Source organism: Kitasatospora sp. NPDC041917 (assembly GCF_055589745.1).
On record NZ_JBVJBI010000029.1, the window covers coordinates 18,974 to 41,654 of the forward strand.

General features: G+C 74.0%; 21 protein-coding genes and 1 pseudogene. 9 read left to right on the plus strand and 13 right to left on the minus strand.

Annotated features, from left to right (window positions below):
• Positions 1–95: 95 nt before the first annotated feature.
• From ACZ6EM_RS28540 to ACZ6EM_RS28560, 5 genes are all read right to left on the minus strand, one after another.
• Positions 96–2,855, minus strand: a complete 2,760-nt coding sequence (locus ACZ6EM_RS28540) for a SpoIIE family protein phosphatase (protein ID WP_465773558.1) — start codon at positions 2,853–2,855, stop codon at positions 96–98.
• Positions 2,856–2,994: 139 nt separating this feature from the next.
• The gene (locus ACZ6EM_RS28545; RefSeq protein WP_452179627.1) at positions 2,995–3,495 is read right to left on the minus strand and encodes an NUDIX domain-containing protein; all 501 of its coding nucleotides are present in this window, start codon (positions 3,493–3,495) and stop codon (positions 2,995–2,997) included.
• Between the two features lie 18 nt (positions 3,496–3,513).
• A complete protein-coding gene (locus ACZ6EM_RS28550; protein WP_401043486.1) occupies positions 3,514–3,705 on the minus strand; it encodes an SPOR domain-containing protein in 192 nt (63 codons plus the stop codon).
• A gap of 189 nt (positions 3,706–3,894) precedes the next feature.
• Positions 3,895–5,322 carry a DUF4190 domain-containing protein gene (locus tag ACZ6EM_RS28555; RefSeq protein WP_465773559.1) on the minus strand — a complete coding sequence of 476 codons (1,428 nt, stop codon included), beginning with the start codon at positions 5,320–5,322 and terminating at the stop codon, positions 3,895–3,897.
• Between the two features lie 386 nt (positions 5,323–5,708).
• Complete coding sequence (locus tag ACZ6EM_RS28560; protein WP_465773560.1) at positions 5,709–6,527, minus strand: methyltransferase domain-containing protein; 819 nt, start codon at positions 6,525–6,527, stop codon at positions 5,709–5,711.
• Positions 6,528–6,691: 164 nt separating this feature from the next.
• Here ACZ6EM_RS28560 and ACZ6EM_RS28565 point away from each other — a divergent pair.
• Together ACZ6EM_RS28565 and ACZ6EM_RS28570 are read left to right on the plus strand one after the other, a co-directional pair.
• Positions 6,692–7,833, plus strand: a pseudogene (locus tag ACZ6EM_RS28565) (dihydrofolate reductase family protein).
• A 76-nt stretch (positions 7,834–7,909) separates the two neighbouring features.
• On the plus strand, positions 7,910–8,572 hold the full coding sequence (locus ACZ6EM_RS28570) for an HAD-IA family hydrolase (RefSeq protein ID WP_452179630.1): 663 nt from the start codon (positions 7,910–7,912) through the stop codon (positions 8,570–8,572).
• A 247-nt stretch (positions 8,573–8,819) separates the two neighbouring features.
• Here ACZ6EM_RS28570 and ACZ6EM_RS28575 read toward each other — a convergent pair whose 3' ends face one another.
• The 3 genes from ACZ6EM_RS28575 to ychF all read right to left on the minus strand — a co-directional run bounded on the left by ACZ6EM_RS28575 (position 8,820) and on the right by ychF (position 10,625).
• The gene (locus tag ACZ6EM_RS28575; protein ID WP_452179631.1) at positions 8,820–9,074 is read right to left on the minus strand and encodes a Txe/YoeB family addiction module toxin; all 255 of its coding nucleotides are present in this window, start codon (positions 9,072–9,074) and stop codon (positions 8,820–8,822) included.
• On the minus strand, positions 9,071–9,352 hold the full coding sequence (locus ACZ6EM_RS28580; protein WP_329927349.1) for a type II toxin-antitoxin system Phd/YefM family antitoxin: 282 nt from the start codon (positions 9,350–9,352) through the stop codon (positions 9,071–9,073). The genes ACZ6EM_RS28575 and ACZ6EM_RS28580 overlap by 4 nt, the downstream gene beginning before the upstream one ends.
• A 199-nt stretch (positions 9,353–9,551) precedes the next feature.
• Positions 9,552–10,625 (minus strand): redox-regulated ATPase YchF, encoded by a 1,074-nt coding sequence (gene ychF, locus ACZ6EM_RS28585; RefSeq protein ID WP_401056190.1) that lies wholly within the window; start codon positions 10,623–10,625, stop codon positions 9,552–9,554.
• A gap of 463 nt (positions 10,626–11,088) precedes the next feature.
• Between ychF and ACZ6EM_RS28590 the strand changes: the two genes are divergently transcribed.
• Complete coding sequence (locus ACZ6EM_RS28590) at positions 11,089–11,580, plus strand: DUF6542 domain-containing protein (RefSeq protein WP_452179633.1); 492 nt, start codon at positions 11,089–11,091, stop codon at positions 11,578–11,580.
• 84 nt (positions 11,581–11,664) lie between these two features.
• Here the strand turns inward: ACZ6EM_RS28590 and ppgK are convergent, their stop codons facing one another.
• Positions 11,665–12,411, minus strand: a complete 747-nt coding sequence (gene ppgK, locus ACZ6EM_RS28595; protein WP_452179634.1) for a polyphosphate--glucose phosphotransferase — start codon at positions 12,409–12,411, stop codon at positions 11,665–11,667.
• A 195-nt stretch (positions 12,412–12,606) separates the two neighbouring features.
• On the minus strand, positions 12,607–13,581 hold the full coding sequence (locus ACZ6EM_RS28600) for a 4-hydroxy-3-methylbut-2-enyl diphosphate reductase (protein WP_359899533.1): 975 nt from the start codon (positions 13,579–13,581) through the stop codon (positions 12,607–12,609).
• Positions 13,582–13,702: 121 nt separating this feature from the next.
• Between ACZ6EM_RS28600 and ACZ6EM_RS28605 the strand changes: the two genes are divergently transcribed.
• The 4 genes from ACZ6EM_RS28605 to ACZ6EM_RS28620 all read left to right on the plus strand — a co-directional run bounded on the left by ACZ6EM_RS28605 (position 13,703) and on the right by ACZ6EM_RS28620 (position 17,336).
• Positions 13,703–15,085 carry an APC family permease gene (locus ACZ6EM_RS28605; protein WP_452179635.1) on the plus strand — a complete coding sequence of 461 codons (1,383 nt, stop codon included), beginning with the start codon at positions 13,703–13,705 and terminating at the stop codon, positions 15,083–15,085.
• Positions 15,086–15,095: 10 nt separating this feature from the next.
• Positions 15,096–16,307 (plus strand): exodeoxyribonuclease VII large subunit, encoded by a 1,212-nt coding sequence (gene xseA, locus ACZ6EM_RS28610; RefSeq protein ID WP_452179636.1) that lies wholly within the window; start codon positions 15,096–15,098, stop codon positions 16,305–16,307.
• Positions 16,308–16,367: 60 nt separating this feature from the next.
• Positions 16,368–16,622 (plus strand): exodeoxyribonuclease VII small subunit, encoded by a 255-nt coding sequence (locus ACZ6EM_RS28615; protein WP_452179637.1) that lies wholly within the window; start codon positions 16,368–16,370, stop codon positions 16,620–16,622.
• 111 nt (positions 16,623–16,733) lie between these two features.
• Positions 16,734–17,336 (plus strand): malonic semialdehyde reductase, encoded by a 603-nt coding sequence (locus tag ACZ6EM_RS28620; RefSeq protein ID WP_359899526.1) that lies wholly within the window; start codon positions 16,734–16,736, stop codon positions 17,334–17,336.
• An 88-nt stretch (positions 17,337–17,424) separates the two neighbouring features.
• Here the strand turns inward: ACZ6EM_RS28620 and ACZ6EM_RS28625 are convergent, their stop codons facing one another.
• Positions 17,425–17,961: a DUF4245 domain-containing protein gene (locus ACZ6EM_RS28625; RefSeq protein WP_359899524.1), complete on the minus strand. Its 537-nt coding sequence runs from the start codon at positions 17,959–17,961 to the stop codon at positions 17,425–17,427.
• Positions 17,962–18,176: 215 nt separating this feature from the next.
• Between ACZ6EM_RS28625 and glpX the strand changes: the two genes are divergently transcribed.
• The gene (gene glpX, locus ACZ6EM_RS28630) at positions 18,177–19,217 is read left to right on the plus strand and encodes a class II fructose-bisphosphatase (protein WP_030055344.1); all 1,041 of its coding nucleotides are present in this window, start codon (positions 18,177–18,179) and stop codon (positions 19,215–19,217) included.
• Positions 19,218–19,310: 93 nt separating this feature from the next.
• Here glpX and ACZ6EM_RS28635 read toward each other — a convergent pair whose 3' ends face one another.
• Both ACZ6EM_RS28635 and ACZ6EM_RS28640 read right to left on the minus strand, forming a co-directional pair.
• Positions 19,311–19,688 (minus strand): WhiB family transcriptional regulator, encoded by a 378-nt coding sequence (locus ACZ6EM_RS28635; RefSeq protein WP_380357098.1) that lies wholly within the window; start codon positions 19,686–19,688, stop codon positions 19,311–19,313.
• 316 nt (positions 19,689–20,004) lie between these two features.
• Positions 20,005–20,769: a DUF1707 SHOCT-like domain-containing protein gene (locus ACZ6EM_RS28640; RefSeq protein ID WP_401056489.1), complete on the minus strand. Its 765-nt coding sequence runs from the start codon at positions 20,767–20,769 to the stop codon at positions 20,005–20,007.
• A gap of 148 nt (positions 20,770–20,917) precedes the next feature.
• On the opposite strand from ACZ6EM_RS28640, the gene ACZ6EM_RS28645 reads away from it, so the two are divergent.
• Complete coding sequence (locus ACZ6EM_RS28645; RefSeq protein ID WP_452179638.1) at positions 20,918–22,585, plus strand: fumarate hydratase; 1,668 nt, start codon at positions 20,918–20,920, stop codon at positions 22,583–22,585.
• The last annotated feature ends 96 nt before the right edge of the window (positions 22,586–22,681 follow it).

Sequence of the window (22,681 nt, forward strand, 5' to 3'; positions counted from 1 at the left end):
ACCACAATGCCACGCCCGCGCCCCCTTCCGGAGCGCGCGCTCCCCCTGAGCGCCCGATGGCATATGCGGCACCCCCTCCTCGCTGTTCGCTCCGCTCACGATCCGTCCGGCTCATTACCCGGCAGCGCCTGCTCGAACCAGACCACCTTGCCGATCCCCTCGGCCCGGGCGCCCCAGTGCAGGGCCAGCCGGTGGACCAGCTCCAGACCGCGCCCGCCCTCGTCGGCCTCGGCGGCGTGCCGCTCCTGGGGCGGGTCGGGCAGCGGATCGGAGATCTCGACCAGCAGCGTCTCGCCGAGCGTCAGCCGCACCCCGATGGGGGCGCTGGCGTACCGGACGGCGTTCGTCACCAGCTCGCTGACCAGCAGCTCGGCGATGTCGGTGAGCTCCTCGACGCCCCACTCGGCGAGCGTGGCGCGGACCAGCCGGCGTGCCCGGGAGACGGCGGTGGGCTCGGCGGGCAGGGTCCAGCCCGCCGTCGGGGTGCCGGCCTGGCCGTGGCCGAGCCGGGCCAGCAGCAGCGCGACGTCGTCCGGCTCCCGGCCCTGCTCCATGGTGTCCAGCACCGCCTCGCAGGCGGCCTGGATGGAGGCGTGCGGCTCCTGGAGCACCGTGATCAGCCGGCCGAGGCCGACGTCCAGGTCCTTGTCCCGGGACTCGACCAGGCCGTCGGTGCACAGCGCCAGCAGGCTGCCCTCGGGGATCTTCAGTTCGACCGATTCGAACGGAACTCCGCCCACCCCGAGCGGGGCGCCGGAGGGCAGGTCGAGGATGCGGCCGGCGCCGCCGCGCAGCGGGCCGCCGTTGCGGGTCGGCTCCGGGGCGGCCTCGCCCGGCACCACCAGCACCGGCGGGATGTGCCCGGCCTTGGCGACGGTGAGCCGGGCCGTCGTCGGGTCGAAGACCGCGTAGACGCAGGTGGCCAGCAGCGCCTCGTCCGGGCCCTGGGCGAGGTCGTCGGCCAGCTCGTGGACGTGCCGCAGCAGGACGTCCGGCGGCAGGTCGAGGGCGGCCAGCACCCGGACGGCGGTGCGCAGCCGTCCCATGGTGGCGGCGGCCCGCAGGCCGTGGCCCATCACGTCGCCGACCACCAGCGCGGTGCGGTCGCCGGGCAGCGGGATGACGTCGAACCAGTCGCCGCCGACCTCGGTGCCGCTGCTGCCGGGCACGTACCGGTAGGCGACCTCGACGCCGGTGGGCTGCGGGACCTGCTGCGGGAGCAGGGTCCGCTGGAGGGTGAGCGCGGCGGTGCGTTCGCGGGCGTAGAGGCGGGCGTTGTCCAGCGAGCTGCCGGCCCGGTCGGCCAGCTCCACGGTGAAGGCCAGGTCGTCCCGGTCGAAGCCCTCGCGGTAGCCGGACCGGCTGACCAGCAGCAGGCCGATCACGATGCCCCGGGCGCGCAGCGGCACGACCAGCATCGAGTGCACGCCGAGGTCCCGGGCGGCCTGCATCTTCGGGTCGCCGGGGTAGGTCACCTCGTCCAGCTGGTCGGCGCCGGACAGCGGCTCGGGCACGCCGGTGCGCAGCACCCGGCCGCAGACGGAGTCCTCGGCGAAGGTGATCCGGGCGCCGCGGCGCAGCATCACGTCCACCTCGGGGCCGTCCTGGACGGAGGCGGTGCCGAGCTGGAGCAGCGAGGTGCGCCGGTCGTGGCCGTGCCGGGGCAGGTCGTCGCCGTGCGCGACGGCCTGGAGCAGGATCACCGCCGAGTGGTCGGCCAGCCGGGGGACGACCGAGCCGGCCAGCTCCTGGGCGATCCGGGAGGCGTCCAGCAGGTCGCCGACCCGGGAGCCGAACTCGTTGAGCAGCGAGAGCCGGCGCCGGGCGTGCTCGACCTTGGCGACCGCCCGGTAGCGCTCGGTCACGTCCATCACGGTGCCGGAGATGCCGAGCACCCGGCCGGAACGGTCGGTCATCCGGCTGTAGGAGATCGAGCGGTAGCCGGCCCGGGTGGTGACCGGGGAGGCCAGGGTGACGTCGATGACCGGCTCGCCGGTGGCCAGCACCTGGCGCTGGATGGCGGTGATCTCGTCGGCGGCCCGCTCCGGCAGGGTCTCGCCGGTGGTGCGGCCGACGTGGTCGTCCAGGGCGACGCCGTTCATCTCGGCGAGGGTCTGGTTGACGGCGGTGTAGCGCAGGTCGGTGTCCATGATGGCGATGCCCAGCGGGGACTGCTCGAACAGCGCGTCGCGCACCGCGAGGTCCCGCTCGACGGCCTGGACGGCGGCCGCCTCGGCCATGTTGACCTGGAGGAACGGGGTGCCGTCGCCGTCCACCAGGAGGGAGATCCGGGCGTCCACGGCGACCGGGGAGCCGTCCCGGTCGCGCAGCTCGGCGGGGCCGGCCCAGCGGCCGTGCCGCAGGGTGTCCTGGATCGCGCGCCGGATCCGGGCGACCTGCTCCCGGTCGGGGATCAGCTCGTCGATCCGGCGGCCGACCAGCAGCTCGTTCGGCCAGCCGAGCAGTTCCTCGGCGGCCGGGCTCCAGAGCACCACCCGGCCCGCCGTGTCCAGGATCGCGATGGCGACCTTGAGCATGTCCAGCAGGCTGCCCTCGGCGGGCGCGCCCGGGCCGCCGGGACCCCCCGTGCCGGCCGGACCGCCCGGGGCGTCGGCGGGCCCGCCGGGGAACGGCCGGCCGGGACGGCCGCGCAGATCGGACCAGGCGCCGGGGCCGGGCGCCGGGGCCGGCGCCGGCTGGTCGGGGCCCGCGGCGCCGGGGGCCCCGCCGGTGCCGCCGCGGCGACGGCCGGCCGACGGCCGGGGAGCGGCCGGACGGGCGGCGCGGCGCAGTCGGGCGCGGGCGGCGGCGCTCCCCGCGGAGCCTGCCCGCCGCTCTCCCCCGGTAGTCGACACCGACGGGGCCTCCGGCTCTGGTCGGGATCGGCGTCGCCGGCTGGGGACGGCTCACCGATGGTGACGAATAGTGCCGAAAAGTGACATACCCAGCAGCCTCCAGGCTATCCCGGCCCCTGGGTCGTCTTGTCCGATTGACCTACCCGGCGGACGACGCGTCGCCCCCGGTCGGGACGCCGCCCGCCCCCGCCGTCCCGCCCTCCGTGAGCAGCCGGGCGACGTGCGGCAGCACGTCACGGTCGTGGTCGATCCAGTCCACGGCGGCCAGCTCGTCCGGGCCCAGCCAGCGCAGCGCGTCGTGGTCCTCCAGCGCGCGCGGCTCGCCCGCCAGCAATTCGGCGGCCCAGAAGCGCAGCTCCAGGCCGGGGCGCACGGCCCACGCGCCCGGCAGCCGGGTCAGCGCGCGCGCCCGGACGCCGAGCTCCTCCAGCAGCTCGCGCTCCAGCGCCTGCGCCTCCGTCTCCCCGGGCTCGGCCTTCCCGCCGGGGAACTCCCACCGGCCGGCCACCGCCTCGGGCGCGCTGCGCCGGGCGGCGAGCACCCGGCCGCCGCGGACCAGCGCGCCGCCGACCACGATCCGGGGAGCGGCCGGGGTCGCGCGGGGGTCGGGGGTCTCGGGGGTGTCCGTCGTGGCGTCCATGGGGCCGACCCTACGGGTTCAGGCGTTGCGGACCGTCCCGTCCGCCGCTCCCGGCCGGGCCTCCCCGTCCGCCTCGACCCAGTACATCTGCTTGTGGCCGCGGGCCTCGAACCCGGCGGCCAGCCGTCGGGCCTCGGCCCGGTCGAGGTCCTTGGCGACCAGGAAGCGGTTGCCGTTGTCGTCCTGCCGCATGACCCGGTGGGTGCCCATGGCGGGAGGGTACCCGGGGTCTCCCGCCGGACGTCCCGCTCCGGGCCGGACCCGTTTCCACTCGCGTGGGGCGGGCCGGTCCCCGGCTCGCGTGGGGGTCGGGCCGGGGACGCGCCCACGACGGTACGGCCGGTGGGTTACCGGCAGGTACGGGCCCGGTCAACGGCCGGTAACCAGGGCGCGGGCGCCTCAGACCCGCAGGTCGGGCGCCTGCTCACCGGTGGACAGGCCCAGCCCGCGGCGGATGTCCAGGATCGTCGGCGCCGTCCTGGCCTCCGTCGCCCTGGCCCGGCGGAGGTCGCCCGCCAGGTCGCTGCCGGAGGCCGCGGCGTCCCAGGCGGCGGCCGCCTGCGACTTGGCCTCGACCAGCTTGGCGATCTTCGGCCGGACGTCGGCCGGCCAGGGCACCGACGGCCCGCCCAGCACCGCCGCCTGGGTCCGCGAGGCCACGGCCATCCGTCGGGCCCACGCCCGGTGGTCGGACTCGGCCTCGGCCACGTCCGCGTCCGGCGGGTCCAGGTAGACGTCGTTGAAGCTCCGGGCGGCCTCCAGGTAGGCCAGCTGGGGCGCGGTCAGGCGGCTCCGGTCGGTGCGGACCGTTCCCCGGTGCCGGTCCTCGCGGTCCTCGTAGGCGCAGGTGACGTACCGTGAGCCGGACGCCCAGTTCCTCGCGGTCGGGTAGAGGTAGACGTCGTCCATGCCGTCCGGGACGGTCCACTGGTCGAGCGCGTAGCCGTTCAGCACCGCGCGGCACAGCCGGCCGGCCGACTCGCGGGCCGCGCTCTCGCCGGGGTAGAGGCCGTTGCCGCTCGGGAGTTCGGCGGTGCCCGCCACCTCGCCGTGGTGCGGCTCGGTGCAGGCCACCCGGTGCACCCAGTACACCGTCTCGTCGCCGGCCCCCTGCGTCGTCGAACCGCCCTGGGGGGAGTCGTAGCAGTCGCCGGCCTTGAGCTCGGACCAGTGCACCGAGCCGGCCGGCGCCTTCGGGGCCTGGCCGAAGCGGCCGGCCCGCGCCGAGCTGAAGTCGGCCGCGCCGAGTGCGAGGGCCAGCAGGACCGTGCCGATCGTGCCGAGCACCAGGCCGGTCACCGCCATGCCGGAGCCGCGCTCCTTGCGGCGGTTGATCTGCACCAGCGCGAGGATGCCGAACACCAGGGCCACCGGGGACACCAGGAGCAGGCCGGTGACCAGGGAGCCGACCGCGAAGCCGTTGGTGGGGGCGTGCCCGGGACCGGGGCCGGGGAGGAACCCGGGCCCGGGGACGGCCTGACCCGGACCGGGGGCCTGGGCGTACGGGTGGCCGGGCGGGAAGACCGACCCGGCGGGGGGAGTGACGGAGGCCCAGCCACCGGCGGGCAGCGGGTACGGCGGCTGGGGCGGGGCGGCCGACGGCGGGACGGCCCGCGGGGCCGGGGCGACGGACGGACCCGCGGGCGGGCCGGCGGAGAGGTCGGGCGCGGCCCAGGGGTCGACGGCGGCGGGCGGTGCCCAGGGGTCGACGGCGGGTGGGGCGGGCTCCGACCCGGCCTGGTCCTGCTCGGGCGCGACGGCCCCGGCCTGGTCCTGCTCGGGCTCGACCGGGCTCGCGGACCCCGCGGTGTCCTTGCGGAAGTCCACCCGGGGATCCTGACCGGCCGTCGGCGCTTGCGCCGGGTCCGGGTCCGGGTCCATGCCTGTCCCCGTACCGGTGTCCGTCCCCGTACCGGTGTCCGCGCCCGCCCCCGGACGGGTGTCCGTGTCCGCGTCGGCCCCCGTGGCCGCGGGCGACTCCGGCCCCGGAACGGGCGGCTCGGACTCAGGCTTGGACACGTGGACTCCCCCAACCCACCGGAACGGGCATCGGCTCGGCACTCGGCACCATGGCTCGGACCCGAACGGGCCCGATCTGAACGGTCGCGCGACTTTACCCGATCTTTCCGAACGCCTGCCCGCCCTGCCCGGACCGCCCTGTCCGCCCTGCCCGGACCGCCCTGTCCGCCCCTCGTCGGTTCGGCCGCGTCGGCTCAGCCGCGGGCCAGGATCTCGCCGTGCAGCATCGAGAACCAGCCGTCCCCGGCGGCGCTCCACTCCCGCCAGCCGTCCGCGATCCGGCCCAGCTCGTCCTGGTCCGCGAAGCCCCGCTCGACCGCCGTCCGGCCCAGCGCGGTGCCCGTCACCCGGTCCGCCCACAGCCCGCCCCACCAGGCGCGCTGCTCGGGCGTCGCGTACGTCCAGGTGCCGGCGCTCGCGGTGACCTCGGTGAAGCCGGCCGCGCGGGCCCAGGACAGCAGCCGCCGGCCGGCGTCCGGCTCGCCGCCGTTGGCGCGGGCGGTCCGCCGGTACAGCTCCAGCCACCGGTCCAGCGCGGGCACCTCCGGGAACCAGGTCATCGAGGCGTAGTCGACGTCGCGGACCGCGACCACGCCGTCCGGCGCAGTCACCCGTCGCAGCTCGCGCAGCGCGGCCACCGGGTCGGCCACGTGCTGCAGCACCTGGTGGGCGTGCACCACGTCGAACTCGCCGTCCGGGTACGGCAGTCGGTGCACGTCGGCACAGGCGAGGGCGACGTTGGACAGGCCCCGGCCGGCGATGTGCCCGGCGGCCTGCTCCAGCACCTCGGCGGAGGCGTCCACCGCGACCACCCGCCCCTGCGGGCCGACCAGTTCGGCCAGGTCCGCGGTGATCGTGCCGGGCCCGCAGCCGACGTCCAGCAGGGCCTGCCCGGGCCGCAGTTCGGGCAGCAGGTAGCCGGCCGAGTCGGCGGCGGTGCGGGAGCGGTGCGAGCGCAGCACGGCCTCCTGGTGGCCGTGGGTGTAGACGGCGGCGGGCTGCGGTCCGGTCATGAGATCCCCCTCGATGCGGTCGGCCGCGGGGCTCCGCGGCGCCCCCGACGCTACCCGCCGTTCCGTATGTCGAGAAGATCCGTCTCGAATGTCGGTCACGGCGAGCCCGGGCCGCACCCGGCCGCCGTACCGTGGAGGCGCCCCCGACAGAACGGTCCCCGCCCATGCCCGGCCCGCGCCCCTACGTCCTGCTGAGCGCCGCCGTCTCGCTCGACGGCCACCTCGACGACGCCTCCCCCGACCGGCTGCTGCTCTCCAACGCCGCCGACTTCGACCGGGTCGACGAGGAGCGCGCCGCCGCCGACGCGATCCTGGTCGGCGGCAACACCCTGCGCGCCGACAACCCCCGGCTGCTGGTCAACGACCCCGCCCGCCGGGCCGCCCGACTGGCGGCCGGCCGGCCCGAGTACCCGCTGAAGGTGACGCTCAGCGCGAGCGGCGCGCTCGACGCCGGGCTGCGGTTCTGGCACACCGGCGGCGCCCGCCTCGCCTACACCACGGACGCCGGGGCGGCGGTGCTGCGCCCCCGGCTGGACGGGCTGGCCGAGGTGGTCGCACTGGGCGACGCGGTGGACCTCGGCGCGGTGCTGGACGACCTGGGCGCCCGCGGGGTTCGCCGGCTGATGGTCGAGGGCGGCGGGGGCGTGCACACCCAGTTCCTGGCCCAGGGGCTGGCGGACGAACTCCAGCTGGCCGTCGCCCCGCTGCTGGTCGGCCAGGCCGAGGCGCCCCGGTTCGTCCGCCCCTCCGCGTTCCCGGGCGGGCCGGCCCGACGGATGCGGCTGCTGGAGGCACGTACCGTGGGCGACGTCGTCCTGCTCAGGTACGCCCCGAAGGAGCCCGCGCCGTGACCCCGTCCGCGTCCACCGACCTCGACCACCTGCGCCGGGCCGTCGAGCTCTCCCGCCGCTGCCCGCCGTCCGGGACGGCCTTCTCGGTCGGCGCGGTGATCGTCGGCGCCGACGGCACGGTGCTGGCGGAGGGCTACAGCCGGGAGACCGACCCGCACGACCACGCGGAGGAGGCGGCGCTGGCCAAGCTTCCGGCGGGCGACCCCCGGCTGCGCGGGGCGACCGTCTACAGCTCGCTGGAGCCCTGCGGGCAGCGCGCCTCGCGGCCGATGCCGTGCGCCCGACTGCTCGTCGCGGCGGGCGTGCCGCGAGTGGTGGTCGCCTGGCGCGAGCCGGACCTGTTCGTCACCGACTGCCAGGGCACCGCGCTGCTGACGGCGGCCGGCATCGAGGTGGTGGAGCTGCCGGAGCTGGCCGCCGAGGCCCGCGCGGTCAACGCCCACCTGCTCGGGTGATCTTTTGTATCATTGAGAAACAAAGAGCTCGCATTCTCCGGCTCTGCCGTCGTCGCACCCCCCGAGGAGCCGCCCCATGCCCGCTACCCCCGTCCGGCTGACCGCCCGCGCCGTCCTCCTGGACATGGACGGCACCCTGGTCAACTCCGACGCCGTGGTCGAGCGCTGCTGGAGCCGCTGGGCCGGGCGGCACGGCCTGGACCCCGCCGAGGTGCTCGCCGTCGCGCACGGCCGCCAGGGCCACGCGACCATGGCCGCCCTGCTGCCCGAACGCCCGGTCGCACTCAACCTGGCCGACAACGAGCGGATGCTCGACGAGGAGCGCGCCGACACCGAGGGCGTCGTCCCGGTGCCCGGCGCCGCCGCCTTCCTCGCCTCGCTGGCCGGCCTCCCGCACGCCCTGGTCACCTCCGCCGACCAGCCGCTCGCCCGGGTCCGGATGGCCGCCGCCGACCTGCCGCTGCCGCCCGTCCTGGTCACCGCCGAGTCCGTCGGCGCCAGCAAGCCCGACCCCGAGGGCTTCCTCAAGGGTGCCGCCGCCGTCGGCTTCGCCCCCGCCGACTGCCTCGCCTTCGAGGACTCCGGCGCCGGCATCGCCGCCGCCAAGGCCGCCGGCACCCGCGTCATCGGCATCGGCCCGCGCGCCCTCCCCCACCACCCGGACGCCCACGCCGACACGCTCGCCACCGTCACCGTCACCGCCGCCCCCGACGGCCTGCTCACCGTCACCATCGGCTGACCCCGGACCGCCGGACCCCCGGGGCCCGCACAGCACCGGGTCGGCACGGGAAAACGCACGGGGCCCGCCTCAGGGGAGGCGGGCCCGTCCGACCTGCGCATGCGGCAGGTCGGGTCGGCTCAGGGAGCGGGTCGATCAGACGTTGAAGCGGAATTCCCACCACAAGGCTGCGACCTGCGAGGATGCCGATCCTGGCGACCCAAGTCAGCACAGAATCAGCACGGTGACTCGAACACGCAGCCACCCATCAGTAGTGGTAGCGGGCGGCCAGAACGATGATCTCCCGGTCCGTCACCAAGTAGACGAGGCGATGCTCGTCATCGATCCGCCGCGACCAGGCTCCTGGCAAGTGGTACTTCAGCGGCTCGGGCTTGCCGATGCCGGTGAACGGGTCGCGCAACACGTCCTCGATGAGTTTGTTGATCCTCGCGAGCATCTTGCGGTCGCTCTTGAGCCAGGACGTGTAGTCCTCCCAGCCCTGTTCTTCGAAGACGAGCCTCACTCGACACCCCGCCCGGCATCAGCCGAGTCGGGGTCGATGAGTGTGCGCTCGGAGAGCCCTATACCGTTCAGCGCATTGTCGTACGCCTTGAGCAAGCGACGCGCATTCGCCGGCGAACGCAGGAGGTACGAGCCCTCACGCAGGGCGGCATAGTCCTCGGCAGAGACGAGCACGGCATTTCCGTGCTTGGACACGATCTCGATGGCGTCGTGATCCTCGTTGACCTTCTTGATCAACGGGAAGAGATCCCTGCGGGCCTCGCTCGCGGTGATGGACATGACGCGTACCCCCTTCGGCGAGTGGTACCGAATAACGTACCACCCGAGTGCGCTTCCGAGGGGGTCGACGACCGGTGGGGACCCCCGAAAGTCAGCACCGGGTCGGCACGGGAAAACGGACGGGGCCCGCCTCAGAGGAGGCGGGCCCCGTCCGACCCTGCGCATGCGGCAGGTCGGGTCGGCTCAGGGAGCGGGTCGATCAGACGTTGAAGCGGAACTCCACCACGTCGCCGTCCTGCATGACGTACTCCTTGCCCTCGATGCGGGCCTTGCCCTTGGAGCGGGCCTCGGCGATGGAGCCGGTCTCGACCAGGTCGGCGAAGGAGATCACCTCGGCCTTGATGAAGCCCTTCTGGAAGTCGGTGTGGATGACTCCGGCGGCCTCGGGGGCGGTGGCGCCCTTCTTGATGGTCCAGGCGCGGGTTTCCTTGGGGCCGGCCGTCAGGTAGGTCTGCAGGCCGAGGGTGGCGAAGCCGACCCGGGCGAGGGTGGCGAGGCCGGGCTCCTCCTGGCCCATGGACTGGAGGAGCTCCAGGGCCTCGGCGTCGTCCAGCTCGATCAGCTCGGACTCGATCTTGGCGTTCAGGAAGATCGCCTCGGCCGGGGCGACCAGCTCGCGCTGGGCGTCCTTGAAGTCCTCGTCGGCCAGCTCGTCCTCGTCCACGTTGAAGACGTAGAGGAAGGGCTTGGCGGTCAGCAGGTGGAGCTCACGGATCGGGGCGGTGTCGAAGCCGGCCTCGAAGAGGGTCTTGCCGGTCTCCAGGATCGCCTGCGCGGCCTCGGCGGCGGCCAGCACGGGGGCGGTGTCCTTCTTGAGGCGCGCCTCCTTCTGGAGCCGCGGCAGGACCTTCTCGACGGTCTGGAGGTCGGCCAGGATCAGCTCGGTGTGGATGGTCTCGATGTCGTCCTTGGGCGACACCTTGCCGTCCACGTGCACCACGTCCGGGTCGGTGAAGGCGCGCACGACCTGGCAGATCGCGTCGGACTCGCGGATGTTGGCGAGGAACTTGTTGCCCAGGCCCTCGCCCTCGCTGGCGCCGCGCACGATGCCGGCGATGTCGACGAAGTCGACGGTGGCCGGGAGGATGCGCTGGGAGCCGAAGATCTCGGCGAGCTTGGCCAGCCGCTCGTCCGGGACGCCCACCACGCCGACGTTCGGCTCGATGGTGGCGAACGGGTAGTTGGCCGCCAGCACGTCGTTCTTGGTCAGGGCGTTGAACAGGGTCGACTTGCCGACGTTCGGCAGGCCGACGATTCCGATCGTGAGCGACATGAAGCGCAGTCCCGTGGGCTTGGAGGAGTTGGGTCGGCACCGTACGGGCCGACCCCCAAGTCTACGGGCAGCCCCCGCCCCGCCTCACAGCTCGTCGTCCCACCGGACGCGGACGGGCCGTTCGAAGGTGAGATCGGTCATGCCGTCCCCTGCGAGGAGACCCGTGCGCGGATCCGGTGACCGTGGTGCGCCGAGCCGACGGGGCAGGTCAGCCGACCTGAGTGACGATCACATCACTGCTCCGCCCGGAGACACGGGCCGGGACCTGAACGGTCCATTACACAGTGTGGCGATGATCGGACCGTACGTTGGACGGGTGGAGCAGAGCATCCGTACCCAGCCGCCAGGGCCCAGACGCCGTCCCCCGACCCGCGCGACCGCCCCCGCCGTCCCCGGTCCAGGCCGGGCTCCCGAGACCGCCGCAGCCCCCTCCGGGCCCGCCCCCGCCTCCCGGCCGCGCCCGGTGCCCGGACCGTCCGCCGCCGCCCGCCCGGCCGGCCCCCGGCTGCGCCTGCGCCTGCCGCTGCGCGGGCGCGGGCGCGGCGACGACCAGCTGTACGGGCGGCGGCGCACCGGCCGGCCGGCCCGGCTGACGGCCATCGGCACCGGGGTGGTCGCCGTCCTGGCGACGCTCGCGGTGGCGGGCCTGGACCGGCTGCTCTTCGACGACCTGGGCTGGCTGTTCGGCCTCGGCTACCTGGTGGTCTGCTTCCAGCTGGCCGTCCGGGTGCGCTACGCCGATCTGCTGGCCGCGCCGATCAGCGGGCCGATCGCCTTCGCGCTCGCGCTGCTGCTGCTCGAACCGGTGAGCTCCCCCGGCGTCACCGCCCAGGTGGTCTCGCTGGCGACCGGGCTGGCGCTGCGGGCCGGCTGGCTGTTCTCCGGCACCGGGCTGGCCACGCTGATCGTGCTCGCCCGGTTCGTCGCCCAGCGCCGGATCCACCGCACCCGCTGAGCCCCTCCCCGCCGGTCGCGGCCGGGGGCCCGCCCCGCCGGTCGCCACGGAGACGGGGCCGGGGCCGGGGCCGGGGCCCGCCCGTCAGCCCTCCGCCCGGGCCGCCGCCATGGCGGCGCCGACGATGCCCGCGTCGTTGCGCAGCTCCGCCGGCACCACCCGTGCCTCGCGGTCCTTCAGCAGCGGCAGGAACTTCTCGTGCTTGCGGCTCACCCCGCCGCCGATCACGATCAGCCGCGGCGAGAACAGTCCCTCCACCAGGTCCAGGTACTCGTCGACCCGCCCGGCCCACTGCTCCCAGGTCAGCCCGTGCCGCTCCTTGGCCGCCGAGGAGGCCCGGCGCTCGGCGTCCTTGCCGCGCAGCTCCAGGTGGCCCAGCTCGGTGTTGGGCACCAGCGTGCCGTCCACGAACAGGGCGCTGCCGATGCCGGTGCCGAAGGTGAGCACCAGGACGACGCCCGGCTCGGCCCGTCCGGCGCCGTGGGTCAGCTCGGCCAGCCCGGCCGCGTCCGCGTCGTTCAGGACGGTCGCGGGCATGCCCAGCGCCTCGCGGAAGAGGCCCGCCGCGTCCAGGCCGATCCAGCCCTTGTCGACATTGGCCGCCGTCCTGGTGCGGCCGTCGACGACCACGCCGGGGAAGGTCAGCCCGACCGGGCCCTGGTGGCCGAAGTGGCGGACCACCTCGCAGACGGCGTCGACCACGGCCCCGGGGGCGGACGGCTGCGGGGTGAGCACCTTGTGGCGCTCCTCGGCGAGCGTGCCCCGGGCGAGGTCGACGGGCGCGCCCTTGATCCCCGAGCCGCCGATGTCCACGCCGAATACCGCCGTCATCACGTCACCCTCCGCCGTCGGCCGCGGACCGGGCCGGTTCGCGGCCGGTGAATTGTCCACAGCCTGTGCACAAAACTACGAGAGTGCGCCGGGGCCCGCACAGCAGGAAGCCGCACCACCGGGAGCCGCGCGGCGCGAGGCCGCACGGCGGAAGGGCCGGCACCCCGTGCGGGGTACCGGCCCTTCCGGGTGGGGTCAGAGCTTGCCCGCCGCCTCGGCGCGCAGGTCGCGGCGCAGCTCCTTGGGCAGCGAGAAGACCAGGTGCTCCTCGGCGGTCTTGACCGTCTCGACCGTGTCGTAACCGCGCGCGGCCAGGAACTCCAGCACGCCGTCGACCAGGATCTCCGGCACCGAGGCGCCGCTGGTCAGGCCGACCGTGGTGACGCCCTCCAGCCACTCCTCGCGGATCTCCTCGGCGAAGTCCACCAGGTGGGCGGCCTTGGCGCCGTACTCCAGGCCGACCTCGACCAGGCGCACGGAGTTGGAGGAGTTCTTGGAGCCGACCACGATCAGCAGGTCGGTCTCCGGGGCCAGCTGCTTGACCGCGACCTGGCGGTTCTGGGTGGCGTAGCAGATGTCGTCGCTGGGCGGGCTGACCAGCTGCGGGAAGCGGTTCTTCAGCTCGCCGACGGTGGCCATGGTCTCGTCCACGGACAGGGTGGTCTGGGACAGCCAGACGACCTTGGACTCGTCCCGGACCTGCACGTTGGCGACGTCCTCGGCACCGTCCACCAGGTGGATCCGGTCCGGGGCCTCGCCCATGGTGCCGATGACCTCCTCGTGGCCCTCGTGGCCCACCAGCAGGATGTCGAAGCCCTCGTCGGCGAAGCGGACGGCCTCCTTGTGCACCTTGGTGACCAGCGGGCAGGTCGCGTCGACGGTGGCGAGCTTCCCGGCCCGCGCCTCGTCGTGGACGGACGGGGCGACGCCGTGCGCGGAGAAGACGACGATCGAGCCCTCCGGCACCTCCTCCGTCTCGTCGACGAAGATCGCGCCCTTCTTCTCCAGGGTCTGCACCACGTACTTGTTGTGGACGATCTGCTTGCGGACGTAGATGGGCGCCCCGTACTGCTCCAGGGCCTTCTCCACGGCGATCACGGCGCGGTCGACTCCCGCGCAGTAGCCCCGGGGGGCGGCGAGCAGGACACGGCGCTGCGCGGTCTTGGACATGGCTCCATCGTACGGGCGGCCACGACCCGCGCTCGTCCTCCCGGCCTCCCGCCGGGCCGCCCCACCAATGGCGGACACTTTCCGCGCAGACCCGGTCAATTGCGCCCAAAATATGGTGTCTATGAGCTCTGTGAGCGAGCAGGCGACGCCGAGCGGCCTGCGCCGCAGCCTGGGCGTGCGCGATCTGATGGTCTACGGGCTGCTGTTCATCGCCCCGATGGCGCCGGTGGGCGTGTTCGGCGTGCTGGACGCCAAGAGCCACGGAGCCGTCGCCACCGTGTACCTCGCCGCGACGGTGGCGATGGCCTTCACGGCCTCCTCGTACGCCCAGATGGTGCGCGCCGTGCCGCAGACCGGCTCGGTGTTCGCCTACGCGCGGGCCGGGCTGGGCGAGGGCCCGGGCTTCATCGCCGGGTGGATGGTGATGCTCGACTACCTGCTGATCCCCGCGGTGGCCTACCTGTTCTCCGGGATCGCGCTGAACTCCCTGGTGCCGGACGTCTCGCGCTGGGTCTGGACGGCGCTCGCGGTGGTGGTGACCACCGCGCTCAACCTGGCCGGGGTGCGGACGGCGGCGGCGATCGGCTTCGCGGTGCTCGCGATGGAGATCGCGGTGCTGCTGGTGTTCATGGCCGCCGCCGTGGTGGCGCTGGCCCAGGACGGCGCCCGGCGCGGCTGGGACACCCCGTTCACCGCCGTCGGGGACTTCTCGCTGACCGCGGTGATCTCGGCGGTGTCCGTCGCGGTGCTCTCCTACCTGGGCTTCGACGCGATCGCCACCTTCGTGGAGGAGGCGGTCGGCGCCTCGGCGGCCGTGGCCCGGGCGGTGCTCTGGTGCCTGGCGCTGGCCGGGGTGCTGTTCGTCGCCCAGACCTACCTGGCGGCCCTGCTGGAGCCGACCGGACCGCAGCAGCTGGCCGCCGACCCGGCGGCGCAGGGCTCGGCCTTCTACGACACCGTGGAGAGCGGCGTCGGGCACTGGCTGCACGTACTGGTGGCGGCCAGCAAGGCGATCGGCGCGGCCTTCGCGGCCCTGGCCGGGCAGGCCGCGGCCGGGCGGCTGCTCTTCGCGATGGCCCGGGACGGCCGGCTGCCGCGGGCCCTCGGTTCGGTCGACCCGGCCAGCGCGGTCCCGCGCCGGGCGCTGCTGGCGGCCGCGGTGATCACGATGGCGGCGGCGGTCTGGGCGGCCAACCGGGACGACGGCCTGGACCGGCTCACCTCGGTCGTGAACGTGGGCGCGCTGACCGCCTTCGCGCTGCTGCACGCCTCGGTGATCGGCTGGTACGCGGTGCGGCACGGCTCGCGGCGGTGGCTCCCGCACGTGGTCGTGCCGGTGCTGGGGATCGCGGTGATCGCGGCGGTCGTGTACGAGGCCTCGGGCACCGCGCAGCTCGTCGGGCTGGTCTGGCTGGTGGTCGGCCTGGTGGTGCTCGCCGTCCAGGGCTCCACCGGCCGGGGCGGCACCGGCCGGGGTCCCGGCCGTGTCGGCGGACGCCGCTAGCCTCGTACGCATGGCCAACACCAGCTCCCCCGAAGCGCCGCTCCCGGTCGGCAAGGTCTCCGCGCTGATCGGCGGCTGGATCGACCGGCTCGGCGCGGTCTGGGTGGAGGGGCAGATCACCCAGCTCAGCCGCCGCCCCGGCGCGGGCGTGGTGTTCCTGACCCTGCGCGACCCGCAGGCCGACGTGTCGCTCACGGTGACCTGCTTCCGCTCGGTGTTCGACCAGGTCGCGGACGTGGTGCAGGAGGGCGCGCGGGTCGTCGTGCACGCCAAGCCGGAGTGGTACGCGGCGCGCGGGCAGCTGTCCCTGCGCGCCTCGGAGATCCGCCCGGTGGGCCTCGGCGAGCTGCTGGCCCGGCTGGAGCAGCTGAAGCGGCGGCTCGCCGGGGAGGGCCTGTTCGCGGCGGAGCGCAAGAAGCCGCTGCCGTTCCTGCCGCAGTGCGTCGGGCTGGTCACCGGGCGCGGCTCGGCGGCCGAGCGGGACGTCCTGGAGAACGCCCGGCGGCGCTGGCCGGCCGTACGCTTCGAGGTGCGCAACGTCCCGGTGCAGGGGGTCAGCGCGGTGGAACGGGTGAGCGCGGCCGTGCGGGAGCTGGACGAGCACCCCGAGGTGGACGTGATCGTCGTGGCCCGCGGCGGCGGCAGCGTGGAGGACCTGCTGCCGTTCTCGGACGAGGGCCTGGTGCGGCTGGTCGCGGCCGCCCGTACGCCGGTGGTGAGCGCGATCGGGCACGAGCCGGACCAGCCGCTGCTGGACTTCGTGGCCGACCTGCGCGCCTCCACCCCGACCGACGCGGCCAAACGGGTGGTTCCGGACGTCGGTGAGGAGCTGGCCAAGGTCCGCCAGCTGCGCGACCGCGCCCGCCGGTACGTGCTGTCCCGGGTCGAGCGCGAGCAGCACGGGCTGGACGGGGTGCGCAGCCGCCCGTCGCTGGCCGCCCCGCACCGGATGCTGGACGGTCGGGGGCAGGAGGTGGACGGCCTGCTGGAGCGGGCCCGGCGCACCCTGCGGCACCGGCTGGACCACGCGCAGAGCGACCTCGGGCACACCCTGGCCCGGGTGGTGGCGCTCTCCCCGGCGGCCACCCTGGAGCGCGGCTACGCGGTGCTCCAGCGCACGGACGGCACGGTGGTGACCGACCCGGCGCAGGTCGCGCCCGGCGAGGGGCTGCACGCGCGGGTGGCGGGCGGCGGCTTCGATGTCACCGCGACTCCCGGGTAGTCGCCCGCCGCCGCGGGCCGGGGCTGGGGAGTGTCGGCCCGAGCCCCTACGCTGGCACCCATGGCAGAGCAGCAGGAGCAGCAGGACGCGGCGCCGAACCCGGACGACGCGCTGGGCTACGAGCACGCCCGGGACGCGCTGCTGGACGTCGTCCGGCAGCTGGAGACCGGCGGGACCTCGCTGGAGGAGTCGCTGGCCCTGTGGGAGCGCGGCGAGCAGCTGGCGAAGGTGTGCCAGCGCTGGCTGGACGGCGCCCGGGCCCGGCTGGACGCCGCGCTGGCCGCCGAGGAGGGGGCGACCCCCGACGGGGAGTGAGGCGGATCACATCCGCTTGGGGAATCGTTGAATCTTCACCTATGTTGGAGGAAGTGAACGGCCGCGGCCGATCACCCCGACGAACCCCTTTTCCGCATGAGGTGCAGAAGCATGACCACCGACGCCCTGGTACTCGACGCTGCCGCTCAGGACCTCCTGTTCCGCGAGGCCCGCACCGCCAACACCTTCACCGACGAGCAGGTCTCCGACGAGCAGGTCCAGGCCATCTACGAGCTGGTCAAGTACGGCCCGACCGCCTTCAACCAGCAGCCGCTGCGCGTCGTCCTGGTCCGCTCGGCCGAGGGTCGCGAGCGCCTCGTCCGGCAGATGGCGGACGGCAACAAGGCCAAGACCGCCGCCGCCCCGCTGGTCGCCATCCTGGCCGTGGACAACGAGTTCCACGAGGAGCTGCCGACCCAGCTCCCGCACTTCCCCCAGGCCAAGGACCTGTTCTTCTCGGAGCGCAGCGTCCGTGAGCAGTCCGCCACGATGAACGGCGCCCTGCAGGCCGCCTACTTCATCATCGGCGTGCGCGCCGCCGGCCTGGCCGCCGGCCCGATGACCGGCTACGACGCCGAGGGCATCAACAAGGAGTTCTTCGGCGACGGCGAGCACTCGGTGCTGGCCGTGGTCAACATCGGCCGCCCGGGCGAGGACGCCTGGTTCCCGCGTTCGCCGCGCCTGGCCTACGACGAGGTCGTCACCACGGCCTGATCCGCCCCGCGCACGCCGAAGGGCCCCGCACCGGTTCGTCCGGTGCGGGGCCCTTTCGGCGTGTCCGGGAAGGCGGGCGGAAGCGGGGCTACTTGAGCGCCTGCGCCAGCTCGGCCAGCTCCTCGTAGGAGGCGGTGCCGGTGAGCAGGGTGGTCCCGGGGCCGGTCTGGACGGCCAGCGCGCGGTCCTTCTCGCCCTGCACCCGGTCCCAGGTGCGGCCGGCCACCTCGGAAGTGCCGTCCGACGCGGCGCCCTTGACGTGGTCGGCCAGCAGGGAGTCGCGCGGCACGTCGCTCTGCTCGATCGCCGCGTACCGGCCCGAGGGGGTCACGAAGCCCAGGTGCCAGGCGTTGCCCTTGCCGTTGTTCTGGTCGGCCGGCCGGTAACCGACCGAGGTGGCCCGCCACTTGTCCGACAGCCCCTCCGGGGAGAGCAGCGGGTACGGCGCGGCGCGCTTGGCGGAGGCCGCCTCCACCCGGTACCCGACCACGCGCACCGGGTCGCCGCCGGATCCGTGCGGGAGGAACAGGTACCCGATCCCGACGACGAAACCGACGGCCAGCATCGACAGGACCATGTCCCGTACGGTCTGCCGGCCCCTCATGCCCTTGCTGTCTGCTGCCACCCCCACATGGTGACTCATCCACATCCCCGGGCGGTCACCAGGGGTGTCCACGGACGGGTGATACCGGGCGAATCGGTGGTTTCCGCCACAGAGCAGCGACCTGCGCCACAGACAGTCATCTCGTGGGCAGATACGATCGCAATACCCTCACCACGGCGTTCGACCTGGCAGTAGTCGGGCGCTCACTGGCCGTCGCGTACAGAGAGGTAACGACGATGACCACGCAGTACCCGCACCACCTTCCCAGTGCCCTGGAGGTCGCGCCCGAGGCTCCGGACCGGAACCTCGCGCTCGAACTCGTCCGGGTCACCGAGGCGGCCGCGATGGCCGCCGGCCGGTGGGTCGGACGTGGCGACAAGAACGGCGCGGACGGTGCCGCCGTGAAGGCGATGCGCACCCTCGTCTCGACCGTGTCGATGAACGGCGTCGTCGTCATCGGCGAGGGCGAGAAGGACGAAGCCCCGATGCTCTACAACGGCGAGCGGGTCGGCGACGGCACCGGCGCCGAGTGCGACGTCGCCGTCGACCCGGTCGACGGCACCACGCTGACCGCCAAGGGCATGAACAACGCGGTGGCCGTACTGGCCGTCGCCGACCGCGGCACCATGTTCGACCCCAGCGCCGTGTTCTACATGGACAAGCTGGTGGCCGGCCCGGAGGCCGCCGAGTTCGTCGACATCACCGCCCCGGCGGCGGTCAACATCCGCCGGGTCGCCAAGGCCAAGGGCAGCGCCGTCGAGGACGTCACCGTCGTCGTGCTCGACCGCCCGCGCCACGACGGCCTGGTCCGGGAGATCCGCGAAGCGGGCGCCCGGATCAAGTTCATCTCGGACGGCGACGTGGCCGGCGCGATCATGGCCGCCCGCGAGGGCACCGGCGTCGACCTGCTGATGGGCATCGGCGGCACCCCGGAGGGCATCATCGCGGCCTGCGCGATGAAGTGCATGGGCGGCGTGATCCAGGGCCGGCTGTGGCCCAAGGACGACGCCGAGCGGCAGAAGGCCCTGGACGCCGGCCACGACCTGGACCGGGTCCTCACCACGGACGACCTGGTCAGCGGCGAGAACGTGTTCTTCGTCGCCACCGGGATCACCGACGGCGAGCTGCTGCGCGGCGTGCACTACCGCTCGGAGACCGCCACCACCAGCTCGCTGGTGATGCGCTCCAAGAGCGGCACCATCCGCGAGATCAACTCCACCCACAAGCTCTCGAAGCTGCGGGCGTACAGCGCGATCGACTTCGACCGCGCCAACTGAGCCCCACCCGAGCGCGCTTCGCGGCCCCGGCGGAATCCCCCTCCGCCGGGGCCGCGGTGCGTCGCCGTCCCGCTCTCGGGCCCGGGCCCGTCGTCACCCGGCTATCCGGCGCCGCGCGGCCGCCGTCACCAGGGCCGCCTCGCGCAGTTCCGTGTCCCGGCGCCGCCGCCGGGCCAGCACCACCCGCCGCTCGGCGGCCGTCAGCCCGCCCCAGACCCCGTACGGCTCCGGCTGGGCCAGCGCGTGCTCGCGGCACTCCAGCAGCACCGGGCAGCGGGCGCACACCTGCTTGGCCTGCTCCTCGCGCGACAGCCGGGCCGCCGTCGGCTCCTTGGAGGGCGCGAAGAACAGCCCCACCTCGTCCCGCCGACACGCGGCGCCGGTGTGCCAGGGGTTGTCCTCGCCCGCGGGGGAACCCGCCGGGCCGCCCTGCGGCTGCGGCTGCGGACGGACGCCGGGACGGCGTTCCAGGACCTGCGCAGCGGCGACTGGCGAGGTGGTGCGGGACTCGATCGGATGCAGCACGGCCGTACTCCTGACGAGGCTCTCGGACACGGGGACCCCTCGCTCCCCCGCCGGCCGCGAGCCCCCGCTGTCCAGCCCGGGCACGGCCGCTCGGCCGCCTCCGGTGCGCAGCCGTCCAAGAAGCGATGTGCGGAAGGAACTACCCCGCCCGGCCGCGATTCATGCACACTGCACGCAATCGACTACGCAGAGCACCGGCCGCAACGCCGAGCGCCCGACCGGGAGTTGATCCCCGATCGGGCGCTGTGCAGGTCAACGGCGGTCAGTCGGTGCCGAGTTGGCGCCGCACCCATTCCTTCAGCTTCTTGCCCCGGCGCGGCTTCGCCTCGCAACCACCGAACAGCGCAAGGCCCTTGATCCGGACAACCGGAGCGTACGGGTCCGCCGCGGTCGTCTCCCGGACGTCGAAGCCGCCGAAGATGCCGATGCCGGATCCCTGCAGGCTCACGTTCTCCGGGACCCTGACCTGGACCCCGCCGAAGATCGCCGTCACCGTGATCTCCACCTCGGGGGACTCGAACACGGCGTCGGTCAGGTCGATCTCCACCCCGCCGAACGCGGCGAAGGCGCTCAGGTGCGAGCCCACCCGCCAACGGCCCTTGCGGGCCGCGCCGCCGAAGACCGCCACCACCGTCGGCGACTCCTGGCGCGCGGGCGGCTGCGGCGGCGGGCCCTGCGGGGCACTCAGCGGCTGCTTCTCGAAGGACAGCGGGCGGGCCGGCAGGTCCCGGGTCAGCGGCACGAGGTCGCCGAAGGTCTTCGAGGCGTACGCGGCCTCGATCCGCTCCGCGTGCTCGTCCGCGTCCAGGCGGCCCTCGGCGTAGGCGTCCCGCAGCAGTTCCGCGACCTTCTCGCGGTCGGCGTCGGAGACCCGCAGGTCCGCCTCCGCGACCGGCGCGTGCGGCCGCGGCGCGGCCTCCGCCCTGGTCTCGGGCTTGAGTTCCGGCTCGGGTTCGGGCTTGGTCATCGGTACGGGCGCCGGCACCGGCGGCTGCCCCGAATCGTCGTGCGACGGCGAGTTGTCCACGGGGGTCAGCCTAGTCGCTCGCACTCCTGCGCGAGTGAGCCCGGTCACGCAAGGCTGCCCTGTCCGCATGCCGACGTCCACCGGGTCCTACCCTGGATGATGCTTCGCCGACGCAGCCGGACCAACTGGACAGCTAAGGACCGCCCCCATGGCTCCCACGCCAGACTTCGAGTACAGCGACCTGCTCCCCCTGGGCGCTGACCCGACCCCCTACCGCAAGATCACCTCCGAGGGTGTCTCCACCTTCGAGGCCGGCGGCCGCACCTTCCTCCAGGTCGAGCCCGAGGCGCTGCGGCTGCTGACGGCCGAGGCGATGCACGACATCTCGCACTACCTGCGCCCCGCCCACCTCGCCCAGCTGCGCCGCATCCTGGACGACCCGGAGGCCAGCCCCAACGACCGCTTCGTGGCGCTCGACCTGCTGAAGAACGTCAACATCTCGGCCGGCGGCATCCTCCCGATGTGCCAGGACACCGGCACCGCGATCGTCATGGGCAAGCGCGGCCAGAACGTGCTCACCGAGGGCGGCGACGAGTCCGCCATCGCGCGGGGCGTCTACGACGCGTACACCAAGCTCAACCTGCGCTACTCCCAGATGGCCCCGGTGACCATGTGGGACGAGAAGAACACCGGCAACAACCTGCCGGCCCAGATCGAGCTGTACGCCACCGACGGCGACGCGTACAAGTTCCTGTTCATGGCCAAGGGCGGCGGCTCCGCCAACAAGTCGTACCTGTACCAGGAGACCAAGGCCATCCTGAACGAGGCGAGCATGCTCTCGTTCCTGGAGCAGAAGATCCGCTCGCTGGGCACCGCGGCCTGCCCGCCGTACCACCTGGCCATCGTGATCGGCGGCACCAGCGCCGAGTTCGCGCTGAAGACCGCCAAGTACGCCTCGGCGCACTACCTGGACAACCTGCCGACCTCGGGCGACGCCAGGACCGGCCACGGCTTCCGCGACCTGGAGCTGGAGGCCAAGGTCACCGAGCTGACCCAGAAGATCGGCATCGGCGCCCAGTTCGGCGGCAAGTACTTCTGCCACGACGTGCGCGTGGTGCGCCTGCCGCGGCACGGCGCCTCGCTCCCGGTCGCGATGGCCGTCTCCTGCTCCGCCGACCGCCAGGCGCTCGGCAGGATCACCGCCGAGGGCGTGTTCCTGGAGCAGCTGGAGACCGACCCGGCGAAGTACCTGCCGGACACCACCGACGAGCACCTGGACGACGACGTGGTGCGCGTCGACCTCGACCAGCCGATGTCCGCGATCCGCGCCGAGCTGTCCAAGTACCCGGTGAAGACCCGGCTCTCGCTCACCGGCACCCTGGTCGTCGCCCGCGACATCGCCCACGCCAAGATCAAGGAGCGCCTGGACGCCGGCGAGGGCATGCCCAAGTACCTCCAGGACCACCCGGTCTACTACGCGGGCCCGGCCAAGACCCCCGAGGGCTACGCCTCCGGCTCCTTCGGCCCGACCACGGCCGGCCGGATGGACTCCTACGTCGACCAGTTCCAGGCCGCCGGTGGCTCGATGGTCATGCTCGCCAAGGGCAACCGCAGCAAGCAGGTCACCGACGCCTGCGCCGCGCACGGCGGCTTCTACCTCGGCTCGATCGGCGGCCCGGCCGCCCGCCTCGCCCAGGACTGCATCAAGAAGGTCGAGGTGCTGGAGTACGCCGAGCTCGGCATGGAGGCGGTCTGGCGCATCGAGGTCGAGGACTTCCCGGCCTTCATCGTCGTCGACGACAAGGGCAACGACTTCTTCCGCGAGACCACCGAGGGCCCGCTGATCACCAACCTGCGCGTCCGCTCCAAGGAGTAGTCCCGCACGCCCCCGCCCCGCCCCGGTCGCCCCTGCGGCCGGGGCGGCGGTGTTCCCCCGCCGGGGACGGCAGCCGGCCGCGGCCGGTGGGCGTCA